Raw genomic sequence first — 12,456 nt, forward strand, 5'->3', positions numbered from 1 at the left:
GGCGATTCGGTGGTCTCCATGATCTGGTCGATCCGTGCCGCAGGAACGACGCCGCCCGGCTGGAGCCTAGGTGTATTGATCACGGCGTGCGTGGACACCATGTACACCGACCGCCCCTGTCACGCGGGCTCTGGTTCACGACGAGCCCGGCCTCCACGCGCGCCGGCCGATCTCCGTCAACCCGAACCGGGTGAACCTGATCGCTCGTCAGCGCGACGGTACTCGGCGTTGATGCGCTGGGCTTCTTCGAGTTGGTCCTCGAGGATGACGATGCGGCAAGCGGCTTCGATCGGGGTCCCTCGGTCGACGAGCTCCCGGGCGCGGGCGGCGATGCGCAACTGGTAGCGGGAGTAGCGGCGGTGGCCGCCCGCGGAGCGCAGGGGTGTGATGAGGCGGGCTTCACCGATGGCGCGGAGGAAGCCTTGGGTGGTGTTGAGCATCTCGGCGGCCCGGCCCATGGTGTAGGCGGGGTAGTCGTCGTCGTCGAGACGGCCGAAGGTGTCGTCTGCGGGCATTGCACCTCTCTGTGGAACGCGCTGGAGGGGCCCTGGTGCCATATGGCACCAGGGCCCCGAAGGAACTTCTACACCACCTGCCGGCCCTTACTGCGCCGGCCTTCTGTGTCCGCTGACCCGGCGGGGATGCTGCCGGGGATACGGGGATCGCGGTTGCTCGACCGGAGACCACCTCACTATCGATGTCCTGCGGTACCCGGGCCTGGCAAGTACACCCGGGCGATCCTGATGGCGCCTGGTTCCTCCGTTCTTCCCTCTGGTGATCAACTGCGTACTGCTGGTACTGCGTCCTGCTCTTTCGGGTACTGCTCGTGGTGGCCCCTGATGACTGCGGGCCGCCCGGTCCGGTCGCCAGTCCCGTCGCCGTACTGCACAAGCCCTGGCTTCGAAACTCCGCCACCGCACCGTTCTGCATACTGCGACTACAGATACTGCCGCCTGGCAGTTCGTTCCTGCCAGGCCCTGCTGACTTCCTCGGTTACGAGAGAAACAATAGCTACGCCACAACCCAATGTCTACTCTGCGCGGCATAGATTTTCGTGTGCTCGGTGATGAGGAAACTGGCCTCGGGCAGTGACACCGCAGCGTTTGCCGCCCCACAGGCCGGGCAGAAGCACCGTCCAGGCCAAAGCGGCTACGACGAGGCAGAGAGCAGGTGGCCTGATGAGCGCGATGAGCTTCGCCGTCACACCCGCCCACGCGGGGGCATCCGTCGCCGAAGCACGCGACAGCACCCGGACCTTCCTCCAGCGACTCCTGCATCCGATCCCGTCAGAGACCGCCGACAGCGTGATCCTGGTCGTCTCGGAGCTCGTCACCAACGCCCTGCGCCACGGCGGCGGCACCTTCACACTGGACCTGAACGCGCACCCGGCCGACATCGAGGTGGCCGTGCACGACCGCAGTCCGCAGTGCCCCCGCATGCGCGCCCCCGATGTGAACGGCGCCACCGGAGGCTTCGGCTGGCCTATGGTCAACCGTCTCGCCCGCAGCACAGCGGTCACCCGCCGGCCGTCCGGCGGCAAGACCGTCACGGCCCTCATCGCCCGATAGCCAGGCACAGGTATCAGCCCCTCTGCTCCGGATGTCCGGTTCACTCCGCCTCCACGCAGGGCCGGGCCGGGCGGGGCGGCCGCTCTGCTCGCTGAGACCGCGCGGACGGCTCTGCGGTTCGAGACCGATCCAGTCGCCGACCTCGACCGGCGTGCCCGTCATGCGAGGTGATCCAGGCGAGTGGGGCGAAACGGCATCCGGTTCCTCCCGCGCCGACGCCACCCTTTCCACGCGGTCACGCCGGCACTTCGGCACTTCGGCACTTCGGCACTTCGGCACTTCGGCACTTCGGCACTTCGGCGAGATCCTGTTACGAGCTCATGGAACAACGCAACAGGCCCTCACCGGACGGTAGTGCGGTGAGGGCCCAGAAGCGTGGGCAGGGGGCGAAGTCAGTCGGTGAGAGCGTCCTTGATCTTCTCCTTGGCCTCGCGGGCATCGCCCTTGGCCTGGTCGGCCCGGCCTTCAGCGGTGAGGCGCTCGTTGCCGACGGTGCGGCCGGCAGCCTCCTTGACCTTGCCCTTGCCCTGCTCGGTCTTGGCCTGTGTCTTCTCGTCGGCAGCCATGCCACTCACACCTTGCGTCACTCGACGTCGGGAACACCCACCGCCTGACCGTCTTTGCTTCGTTCAAACAGATCACCGAGCCTCTTCGGCGACGTCACCTGGCCGTGGCCCTGTGGGCGCCTCAGCGGTCCGCAGCGGAAATCCCGTGACGTCGACGGGTTCAGGGAAGTGCCGCAGTGGCGATATCCGCACGGGCGAGTCGCTGACGCCGAGAACTTTGCTCGGCCACCCGCGGGGGCCGGGCCCGCCCTGATCCTGGTCTCCTGCTCCTCGCTGCGCGACGACGTCCCGGTGACGGCCACGCGGCGGACCGGTGGCTCCGGCGCGCCGGCCCCGGGACGGGTGATCGTTCCGTTACCGGGAAGAGGGCAACCGAACGCCCTCTTCCGTGGTCGAAACCGGCGTGATCAGAAGCCACCTCCTCCCTCTGTGCGCCGCCGCCTCGGCCGCGCTGCTGCTTTCCGCCTGCGCCGGCGGTGCGGCTGAGGACAAGCCCGCCCATCCGGTGTTCGGCGTACCGATCGAGCAGCAGCCCCGTCAGGCGCTGCTGACGACGCAGGCGGCGCGTACCGCACGGTTCAGCCAGACTCTGACCTTCACCTCCGCGTCGGGCGACACGGTGCGGACGAGCACGGGACGGCTCGACTTCGCGGGCGGCAGGGCCGTCGGCTCGATCGACTGGGCGCCGGACGAGGGGCTGGCGGACGAGGCCAAGGACACGCTGCTGGGCGTCCGCCTGGGGACGGGCCGTGCCCCCGCGCACACGGAGGTGGCGGTCGGACCGGACACCATCCGCCTGCGCGCGGGTGAAGCCGGCTACTGGCTGCGGTACGAAGGCACGTCCGGCACGTTCGGAACCGGTTCCGCGGTCGACGCGCTTCGGGGAACCGAGTCCGCGTTCGGCGGCACACTCCTGGAGATCGTCAGCGGAGCCCAGAAGGTGACGCATTCCGAGAGGAAGGTCGGCCGCGTCTACCGGGCGGAACTCACGGTGTTCAACGCCCTGCGCCTGTTCCCCAAGGACCTGGGCGCAGAACTCACCGCGGACATCGACCCGAACGGCACCGCGACGCCCGTGTCACTCACCGTCTCCGCGGACGCCCGCGGGCGCATCACCCGGGTGGAGGCGGATCTCTCGGACCTGCTCGGCAAGAAGGGCGGCGCCCTCGACGCAATGACCGGGCTGCGGGCCGACCTGAAGGTGAGCGGTTTCGGGACTTCCGCGCCGGTCATGCCGGCGGCCTCGGAACAGACACTCGACGCGAAGGAGGCCGTCACAGCTGTCGGTGAGATGGAGGAGGGCGGATGCGCCGATCTCACGACGGGCACCCGCACCCTCGACATGATGGTGTCGGTCCCCTGCGCCGGGCCCCACGACGCCCGGGTCTTCGCACACGCGCGGTTCGACGCCCGGTATCCGGGCTACGAGGATGCCAAGCGGATGGCCGTCGAGGCATGCCGGGACGAGCACGCGTCGGCGCCCACGGCGTGGACGGCGGAGGCGGCGGCGAAGGGTCGCTTCTGGTACACCTGGCCCGACGAGTCGCGATGGGGCGTCGGCGCCGATCCGGTGGTCACGTGCTACGTCGAGACCCGGTGACACGCACCGGCCCCGGCAGCCGCACGGTCCGCGTCGTGGCCAGGAGTACGCATCAGCCCTGAAGGAGGCGCCACGACGATGGCCGGCGAACCAGCTCCCGGTGCGGAGCCCCTGGTCTTCGAACGTACCGAAGGGCTCGAGACCTGGCTGGACGGGCACCACGCGAGCGCGTCCAGTCTGTGGCTGAAGGTCGCGAAGAAGGGCTCGGGGGTCGAGACCGTCACGGCGTCCGAGATCATCGACATCGCCCTCTGCTACGGGTGGATCGACGGACAGCGCAAGTCCCTGGACGAGACGTACTACCTCCAGCGGATCTCACCCCGCCGGCCCGGGAGCCCTTGGTCCCTCGTCAACGTACGGAAGGTGGAGGCCCTGACGGCGGCGGGCCGGATGCGGGAGCCGGGGCTCGCCGAGGTGCGGGCCGCGCGGGAGGACGGACGGTGGGAGACGGCGTATCCCTCCCAGAAGGAGGCCACCGTGCCCGCCGATCTCGCCGCCGCGCTGGCGGCGGCGCCCCCGGCGGCGGCACGGTTCGAGCGGCTGGGCAGGACGGACCGGTACCTGGTGATCCTGCAGCTCCTGAAGGCGAGGACCCCCGGACTCAGGGCGGCCCGCCTGGAACGCGTGGTGGCCAAGCTCGTGTCGGGCGAGAAGCTCCCTTGACCGCTGCCGCCGTGGATCGGTCGGTGCGGAAGGCCCCCTGACCGCTGCCGCCGGGGATCGGTCGGTGCCCACACTCCCCCGGCCTCCGCCGCCGGGGCTCAGTCGGTGTGAATACCGAGGAGTTCGGGCTTCGTCGCCAGCGCGGCGAACCGCCCGGCGGGGTCGGCGATCAGCCGGCGTGCCGTCAGATCGAGGATGCCGCCCACCCCGGTGATCTCCGCGGCCACCGTGCCGTCCTCCTTGAGGATCTGCTGCCGGATCTCGAAGGTCTTCCCCGTGCCGTAGAAGAGGTCGCAGCCCACCCGGACCCGGTCCCCTCCGCGCAGCTCCCGCAGGTACTTCACCGTCACTTCCAGCTGCACCGGACCGATCCCGTGGGCGAGCAGCTTCTCCTGGGCGACGCCGGCCTCCCGCAGCAGCTCCCACCTGGCGTGTTCCGCGTACTGGAGGTAGACCGCCTGGTTGAGGTGGCCCTGGGTGTCCAGCTCGTACCCGCGCACCGTTACGTCGACGAAGTAGGTCATGACTGCGGAACGCCCGATCGCCGTTCCCCATTCCTCTCCGAACGCGGTGTGCGCGGCCTCTTTACGGACCTGTCATGCGCAGGTAACTTCCTCGATGCAAGAGATTGCAGCAAGGTTCTGACAAGAATTTCTACCAGTGCGCACTGCTCGCCCGAACCCCGAGGCGCGTCCGGGTTCTCCGGCGGGATCCTGGCGGCCGCTCGCTGAGCGGCCGTGCTGTCGGCAGTCGCGGTCCACCCGCCCGCGGCCCTCCCCTGGAGACACACGAATGAGACGCACCCCTGTCCGGCTGCTCGGACGCCCCGCGGCGGCGGCCGTCGCGGCGACGGTGATGCTGGGCCTCCTGACCCCGGCGCCCGGGGCCTCCGGCGCGGAGCCGGCAGCTCCCGCGGCCTCCTCGGAGTCCACCGCCACCGTCTTCTACTACACCAAGACCAAGAACTGGTCCTCGTACAGACTCCATTACGCGCCCGACGGTGGATCCTGGACCACCGCGCCCGGCGTGACCATGGAAGCCGCCTGCACGGACTGGGTGAAGCAGACCGTCAGCCTGGGCAGCGCCTCCGGCCTGGCCGCGACGTTCAACAACGGCTCCGGCGTCTGGGACAACAACGCCGGGAAGAACTACGCCCTCGGCGCCGGCTCCGTGACCGTCAAGGACGGCGTGGTGGCCCACAGCGACCCCTGCGCGGATCCCGGGACGGAGCCGGAGTCGGGCAACACGGCATCGGTCTACTACTCGACCGCCACCGTCGGCTGGACGACCACCAATCTGCACTACCAGCCGGCGGGCGGCGCCTGGAGCACCGTGCCCGGGGTGGGCATGGAGCCCGCCTGCACCGGCTGGGTGAGGAAGTCGGTCGATCTCGGCACCGCCACCTCGATGCTGGCGACCTTCAACAACGGCAACGGCGTCTGGGACAACAACAACGGGAGCAACTACACGCTCCCCGCCGGTCTCACCACGGTGAAGGACAAGAAGGTCACCGGCGGCGCGAAGGATCCCTGCGCGGCGGAGACCCCGGACACCCAGGCCCCGACCGCTCCGGCGAAGGTGTCGGCGAGCGCGGACGGGGTCTCCGTCGTGGTGGCCTGGGAACCGGCTACCGACGACCGCGGTGTGACGAAGTACCAGGTGACCAGAACCGGCGGCACCAAGGGCACGCTGGTCAGCGACGTCGGCTCCACGGTGTTCTCGGACACCGGCCTGGAGGCGAAGACGGCCTACAGCTACACCGTCAGGGCCGTCGACGCCGCCGGTAACGTCTCGGCGGCCTCCGCCGCGGCCACGGCGACCACCGGGGAGAAGCCCACCGCCCCGGCCTCCGGGAAGCCACTGGGCACCGACCCCCGCAAGGACCCGATCTACTTCGTCCTCACCGCCCGTTTCAACGACGGTGACACCACGAACGACCGTGGTGGCAGCCAGCACACCAAGTCGGGCAACGCGGCCAACGACGACCCCATGTTCCGGGGCGACTTCAAGGGCCTGGTCGAGAAGCTCGACTACATCAAGGGCCTCGGCATGTCGGCGGTCTGGATCACTCCGGTGGTCCTGAACCGGTCCGACTACGACTACCACGGCTACCACGGCTACGACTTCTACGAGGTCGACTCCCGGCTCGAGTCGGCCGGCGCCTCCTACCAGGACCTCATCGACGCGGCCCACGCCAAGGGCATGAAGATCTACCAGGACGTCGTCTACAACCACTCCTCGCGCTGGGGCGCCAAGGGCCTGTTCACGCCGAAGACGTACGGGGTCCGCGACGCCCAGTGGAGCTGGTACTACGACGAGAGGAACGACGGCTTCGAGTACGACGGACTGACCGTCGAGACCAAGTCGGGGAAGTCGTACTACAACGGCGACCTCTGGTCCACGGCCGAACCCTCGGGCAACACCTGCGTGAACTGGGGCACCCCCACCCAGTACACCTCGCCGGAGGGCTACCGGATCTACAACTGCCAGTGGCCCAACCCGACGTCGGGCATGTTCCCCAAGGCGTACTACCACAACTGCTGGATCGGCAACTGGGAGGGCGAGGACGCCCGTTCGTGCTGGCTGCACGACGACCTCGCCGACTTCAACACCGAGAGCGCGCCCGTGCAGAACTACCTGATCGGCGCCTACGACAAGTACATCGACATGGGCGTGGACGGCTTCCGCGTGGACACCGCCGTGCACATCCCCCGCACCACCTGGAACCGCCGTTTCCTCCCGGCCATCCAGGAGCGCGTCACCCAGCGGTTCGGCACCGAGGCGGCGAAGAACTTCTTCGTCTTCGGTGAGGTCGCCGCCTTCGTCAACGACAAGTGGAACCGCGGCTCGGTCAACCACTCCGCGCAGTTCTACACCTGGAAGGAGCGCAAGGAGTACAGCGCGGACGACGGGAAGGCCGCGCTGGAGATGTACGACTACGAGCAGCAGCAGGGCACCGGCTCCCAGCCGACGTCCACCAACGCCTTCCTGAACGGCAACGACTACCACGCACCGGACCACAGCAGGTTCTCAGGGATGAACGTCATCGACATGCGCATGCACATGAACTTCGGTGACGCCAACAACGCGTACAGCAACGGCAAGGACTCGGACGACAGTTACAACGACGCGACGTACAACGTCGTGTACGTCGACAGCCATGACTACGGTCCCAACATGAGCAGCGAGCGGTACTCCGGCGGCACGGACGCCTGGGCCGAGAACATGTCCCTGATGTGGACCTTCCGGGGCATCCCCACGCTGTACTACGGCTCCGAGGTCGAGTTCCAGGCCGGCAAGAAGATCGACTGCGGGCCCACCTGCCCGCTGGAGACGACCGGCAGGGCCTACTTCGGGGACCACGTCGCCGGAACGGTGAAGGCGTCGGACTTCGGCACGGTCTCCTCGGCGTCCGGCGCGGTCGCGGACACGCTGGCGAAGCCGCTGGTCAAGCACGTGCAGCGGCTCAACCAGATCCGCCGCGCGGTGCCCGCCCTGCAGATGGGGCAGTACTCGACCGAGGGCATCACCGGCTCGATGGCGTACAAGCGCCGCTACACCGACACCGCGAGCGGCACGGACAGCTTCGCGCTGGTGACGGTATCGGGCGGCGCCACGTACACCGGCGTCCCCAACGGCACGTACAAGGACGCCGTCACCGGGGACACCAAGGTGGTGACCGGCGGGACGCTCACCGTCGCCGCGCCGGGCAAGGGCAACCTGCGGGTGTACGTCCTGGACCTGGGCGGCAGGAACGCGGCCCCGGGGAAGATCGGTACGGCGGGCCCCTACCTGAAGTGAGCCACGGTGCGGGCCGGACGCGCACCCGTGCGTGTCCGGCCCGCACCTGCCGGGCTCACCGGCCGCCGTCGACCCGGCGCAGGGTGCGCAGGAGGTAGTCCCCGCGGTTCAGCGGATCACGGTCGGTCCTGGACCTGTGCGGAACAGGACCGTCGACCGGCCGGTAGCTCTCGAAGGCGGACTCCAGCACCCCTTCCCCGCGTGTCATCCCCGGCAGCAACTGCTGGAGCTCATGGACGCGGGCGGCCGGGACCACCCCCTCCACGGTGCAGACGTCGCCGTCCGTCACCGGGGGCTCCGGGACGGAGTGCAGCCGCGCGAGGACGGGCACGAGCGGACCGAGCGTGTCGGCGGGGAGTTCGGCCCGGAAGCGGTGCACGGGTTCGTACACCGTCGTCCCGGCCCGCCTCAGCGCCTCCATCAGTACCAGCGGCGTCAGATTCCGGAAGTCGCCCGCCGTGCTCGACATGCTCTTGTCGAACACCGCGTGCGCATGGCTCTGCCGGGGCCAGTATCCGGAATGGGTCATGGTGACCGTGCAGTCGGTGACCCGCCATCCGTGAATTCCCTCGGAGAGCGTTTCCGACACGGTGTCCTCCACGGCCCGCATCAGGGAGTACGGCATGGATCCCAGTTCGACCTCCCGGCGGAATTCCACCCCGCTGCCGAATGCGGCGGGCTCCACCCGCAGCCCCACGGTGGCGAGAAAGGGATTCGGTTCGACGTCGATGAATTCGACGGCCGAGCCCGTTCCCGCGGGCCGCTCCAGACAGATGGTCGTCGTCTCCCGGAACTCGACGGCGATGCCGTACTCGTCCGCGAGCGTCGCCCCGATGACCTCCTTCTGCACCTCGCCGTAGAGTGACAGGGAGACTTCCCCGCGGACCGCGTCACGGCGCACGCCGATCAGCGGGTCCTGCTCCGCCAGGTGTCCGAGCGCGACGTGCAGCGCTCCCCTGTCCTCACGCCTGCACGGGGTGACGACGGTCTCCAGGGTGGGCGGCGCGAAGTGGGACCTGCCCGGCCGCCCGCCGGCCTCGCCGATGGTGTCGCCGATCCGGACGGTGTGGAGGCCGCGCAGCCTGCCGATCCGGCCCGCAGGCAGCGCGTCGCCGCGGACGTCGGTCCCGTTGTCGAAGACGGTGATGGCGGAGATCTTGCCCTCACGGGCCTCCTGGTCACCGTCGCCCAGCAGCCGGACCCGATCCCGGGTGCGTACCTCTCCCGAGAACATCCGGGCGTACGCGATCTTCTCCCCCGTCGGACCGCGCTCGACCTTGAACACCGTTCCCGAGGCCGGCCCTCCGGCGCCCTGGCCGCTCCGGGGCAGGAACTCGGCGATTCCCGCGGTCAGTTCGGCCACTCCGGCGCCGGTGGCGGCGGAGCCGAAGTAGACGGGGTGCACCAGGGACCGGCGGGTCTGCGCCGCCAGCCGCTCGCGCAGCCGGCCGTACGGAACACCTTCCGCGCCCTCGACGTACGCGGCCAGGAGGTCGTCGTCGTGGGTGGTGAGCAGATCGGTCAGGGCGGTGACGAAGGCGGGGTCCCCCTCGGTGAGGGCCCGCGTGCGGGCACTCCTGCTCCCCGCGTCCTCGACCGAGCCCATGGCGACGACCGAGGGCGACAGCCGTCGGGCGATGTCGGCCAGGACGCCGTCGCACCGTGCGCCCCGTCGGTCCGTCTTGTTCACGAACACGAGCGTGGGGATCCGCAGGCGGCGCAACGCCCTCATCAGGATGCGGGTCTGGGCCTGGACACCCTCCACGGCGGAGACCACGAGCACCGCGCCGTCCAGCACGCCGAGGACCCGCTCCACCTCGGCGATGAAGTCGGGGTGACCCGGGGTGTCGATCAGGTTGACCGTGACCCCGTCGACGGCGAAGGACACCACGGCGGACTTGATGGTGATGCCGCGCTGCCGCTCCAGGGCGAGGGAGTCGGTCTGTGTGCTCCCGTCGTCGACGCTGCCGACCGCGTCGATGACTCCGGCGTTGTGGAGCAGCCGCTCGGTCAGGCTCGTCTTACCGGCGTCGACGTGCGCCAGAATTCCCAGGTTCAACGTGTGCACTGAGCTTCAGGTCCTCGAGATAGGGGTGAATTCCTGTCTGGGTGGACTCAGAAGCTCGGCGCATGAAAATCTCCCGGGTTGATCAGCTGGTGCCGGAATTACAGCAGGCCGTCGCGCCGGAGGGCAATCGATTAACAGGGCTCTGTCAGGTGGCGTCGCAGGTCTGCCATGGGATCCACGTGCCCAGAGCTCGCCCCTCGGGCCGTCGTCCCCCTCGCTCGGCCCGGGGTGCGCCGGGCTCATGAAGGCGCCGCCCGGCCCTCGGGGAGCGAGGACGGGGCGGCGCCATGAGCTGTCGTGTCGTGCCGGGTGTGTGAGGTGGCGCGGGTCAGAACTGGAGCGACCAGGCGTTGACGTAACCGGTGTCGTTGACCCAGTTGTCGGAGACGCGCAGCTTCCAGGTGCCGCTCGCGGTCTCGCCGGAGGCGTTGACCGTGTAGGTGGCCTGCACGTTGTCGGCGCCGTCGTTGCTGTTGTAGGTCTTCAGCGGGTAGGCGGTGCCGTCGGGGGCGATCAGGTCGACCTTGAGGTCTCCGCGGAAGGTGTGGCGGATGTCCACGGTGACGGCGAGGTCCGAAGGCGCGTTGCCGGTGAGGCCGGTGACCGGCAGCGGTGACTCGACGGTGGCGTTGTCGCGGATCTGGTGGTCGTCGGTGTTCTCGAACCTCTCACCTGTGGGCGGCGGGGTGGTGGTGCCGGCACCCGTGTACAGCAGCTTGTTCGGCGAGCCGGTGCGGACGTCGGTGACCTTGTCGGGGGTGGCGTCGGCGACCAGCCTGTCGCGGACCTGGGCCGGGGTCCATGTCGGGTTGGCGGCGAGCAGCAGGGCGGCCGCGCCGGCGACGTGGGGGGAGGCCATGGACGTACCGCTCATCGACTGGGACGCCGTGTCGCCGGAGTTGGACGTGGAGACGATGCTGTCGCCGGGGGCGAAGAGATCGAGGCAGGAACCGTAGTTGGAGCCCTGGCCGTTGGACCAGCCGCTGGCACGGGCGTCCCGGCTGTTCGTCGCGCCGACCGTGACGGCCGACGGGGTGGAGGCCGGGGAGTACGAGCAGGCGTCGGTGTTGTTGTTGCCCGCCGCGACCACCCAGGTGATGCCGGAGGATATGGAGGTGGCGACGGCGTCGTTCACCGACTGGGTTCTGCCGCCGCCGATGCTCATGTTGGCCACGGCCGGCTTCGCCGCGTTCCTGGTGACCCAGTCGATACCGGCGAGGACCGGGGCCCAGGTGTCGCCCGAGGTGCCCTGGCAGTTGAGCACGCGCACGCCGATCAGTCTGACGCCCTTGGCGACTCCGTACGCGCTGCCACCGACGGTCCCGGCGACGTGGGTGCCGTGCCCCGCGCAGTCGGACGCGTTGCTGTCGTTGTCGATGAAGTCGTAGCCGCTCACCGCCCGGCCACCGAAGTCGCGGTGGCTCATCCGGATGCCGGTGTCCACGATGTACGCGTTCACGCCGGAGGCGGTGGTGCTGTAGGTGTAGCTCCTGTCCACCGGCAGGTCACGCTGGTCGACACGGTCCACGCCCCAGGAGGGCGGGGAGGTCTGGGTGTCGACCGCGTAGGCCGCGGCGTCGGCTTCCACGCGGGCCACCGAGGGGTCGGCGGCGAGTTCCTCGGCCCGGGCCTCCGTCATCCGTACGGCGAAGCCCCGCAGGGCGGCGGTGTAGGTGTGGCGCAGGCTGCCGGCGTGCCTCTTGGCCAGTGCCTTCGCGGAGGCGGGTACGTCCCCGCGCGGGACCGAGTCCTTGAAGGTGACGATGTAGGAACCCTCGACCGCACCGGGGCGGTCGGCGCCGACGATGCGGCCTTCACCGCCGGGCGGAGGTACGGGGGCCGCTGTCGCCCCCGTGGTCGTGGCGGCCCCGGCGAGCAGGGCGGCGCTGGCGCAGACGGCGAGTGCACGCCGGAGGACGCGGGCGTCGAACTCCATGGTTTCTTCCTTTTGTCGGTTGTGCGTGGGCCCAGGTACGAGGCACAGGGGTGGCCGGCGCCGCCGGCCGGTCCGGGCAGTCACCGTGGGCGGGGTGTGCCCGCGCCCACGATCGACGTGTCGAGGTCATGACATGGACGAAGCCGGGGGCGTGGATGACGGTCGCGCGGAGCCTTCGGGTCACGGCGTCCACGGGTGGCGGGACGAGCACTGTGCCGCACGGAGGGGGCCGCGCGGCACGGGCTCGGTCACGC

General features: G+C 69.6%; 9 protein-coding genes. 4 read left to right on the top strand and 5 right to left on the bottom strand.

Annotation, left to right across the window (positions count from 1 at the left end; all coding sequences use genetic code 11):
- Positions 1-176: 176 nt before the first annotated feature.
- On the bottom strand, positions 177-515 hold the full coding sequence (locus ACIRJR_RS15270) for a MerR family transcriptional regulator (protein WP_403779556.1): 339 nt from the start codon (positions 513-515) through the stop codon (positions 177-179).
- Positions 516-1,178: 663 nt separating this feature from the next.
- Between ACIRJR_RS15270 and ACIRJR_RS15275 the strand changes: the two genes are divergently transcribed.
- Positions 1,179-1,568 (top strand): ATP-binding protein, encoded by a 390-nt coding sequence (locus tag ACIRJR_RS15275; RefSeq protein ID WP_403779560.1) that lies wholly within the window; start codon positions 1,179-1,181, stop codon positions 1,566-1,568.
- Positions 1,569-1,960: 392 nt separating this feature from the next.
- Here ACIRJR_RS15275 and ACIRJR_RS15280 read toward each other — a convergent pair whose 3' ends face one another.
- Positions 1,961-2,134, bottom strand: coding sequence for a CsbD family protein (locus ACIRJR_RS15280; protein WP_078468422.1), 174 nt, complete (start codon positions 2,132-2,134; stop codon positions 1,961-1,963).
- A gap of 403 nt (positions 2,135-2,537) precedes the next feature.
- Here ACIRJR_RS15280 and ACIRJR_RS15285 point away from each other — a divergent pair, with 403 nt between their 5' ends.
- Positions 2,538-3,734, top strand: a complete 1,197-nt coding sequence (locus ACIRJR_RS15285) for a hypothetical protein (protein ID WP_403779563.1) — start codon at positions 2,538-2,540, stop codon at positions 3,732-3,734.
- A gap of 78 nt (positions 3,735-3,812) precedes the next feature.
- A complete protein-coding gene (locus ACIRJR_RS15290; RefSeq protein ID WP_403779566.1) occupies positions 3,813-4,397 on the top strand; it encodes a YdeI family protein in 585 nt (194 codons plus the stop codon).
- 98 nt (positions 4,398-4,495) lie between these two features.
- On the opposite strand, the gene ACIRJR_RS15295 is transcribed toward ACIRJR_RS15290, so the two are convergent.
- The gene (locus tag ACIRJR_RS15295) at positions 4,496-4,921 is read right to left on the bottom strand and encodes an acyl-CoA thioesterase (RefSeq protein ID WP_403779569.1); all 426 of its coding nucleotides are present in this window, start codon (positions 4,919-4,921) and stop codon (positions 4,496-4,498) included.
- Positions 4,922-5,189: 268 nt separating this feature from the next.
- Here ACIRJR_RS15295 and ACIRJR_RS15300 point away from each other — a divergent pair, with 268 nt between their 5' ends.
- Positions 5,190-8,198 carry a carbohydrate binding domain-containing protein gene (locus ACIRJR_RS15300; RefSeq protein ID WP_403779572.1) on the top strand — a complete coding sequence of 1,003 codons (3,009 nt, stop codon included), beginning with the start codon at positions 5,190-5,192 and terminating at the stop codon, positions 8,196-8,198.
- Positions 8,199-8,253: 55 nt separating this feature from the next.
- Here ACIRJR_RS15300 and ACIRJR_RS15305 read toward each other — a convergent pair whose 3' ends face one another.
- Complete coding sequence (locus tag ACIRJR_RS15305) at positions 8,254-10,266, bottom strand: GTP-binding protein (RefSeq protein WP_403779575.1); 2,013 nt, start codon at positions 10,264-10,266, stop codon at positions 8,254-8,256.
- Positions 10,267-10,594: 328 nt separating this feature from the next.
- Positions 10,595-12,202 (bottom strand): S8 family peptidase, encoded by a 1,608-nt coding sequence (locus ACIRJR_RS15310; RefSeq protein ID WP_403779578.1) that lies wholly within the window; start codon positions 12,200-12,202, stop codon positions 10,595-10,597.
- Positions 12,203-12,456: the final 254 nt, after the last annotated feature.

The sequence above is a fragment of the Streptomyces sp. NPDC102402 genome, assembly GCF_044765765.1.
In the GTDB taxonomy this organism is placed as follows: domain Bacteria; phylum Actinomycetota; class Actinomycetes; order Streptomycetales; family Streptomycetaceae; genus Streptomyces.

Coding starts and splice junctions, on each gene's coding strand:
- ACIRJR_RS15270 (WP_403779556.1), bottom strand. CDS start 515: ATGCCCGCAGACGACACCTTCGGCCGTCTCGACGACGACGACTACCCC.
- ACIRJR_RS15275 (WP_403779560.1), top strand. CDS start 1,179: ATGAGCGCGATGAGCTTCGCCGTCACACCCGCCCACGCGGGGGCATCC.
- ACIRJR_RS15280 (WP_078468422.1), bottom strand. CDS start 2,134: ATGGCTGCCGACGAGAAGACACAGGCCAAGACCGAGCAGGGCAAGGGC.
- ACIRJR_RS15290 (WP_403779566.1), top strand. CDS start 3,813: ATGGCCGGCGAACCAGCTCCCGGTGCGGAGCCCCTGGTCTTCGAACGT.
- ACIRJR_RS15295 (WP_403779569.1), bottom strand. CDS start 4,921: ATGACCTACTTCGTCGACGTAACGGTGCGCGGGTACGAGCTGGACACC.
- ACIRJR_RS15300 (WP_403779572.1), top strand. CDS start 5,190: ATGAGACGCACCCCTGTCCGGCTGCTCGGACGCCCCGCGGCGGCGGCC.
- ACIRJR_RS15310 (WP_403779578.1), bottom strand. CDS start 12,202: ATGGAGTTCGACGCCCGCGTCCTCCGGCGTGCACTCGCCGTCTGCGCC.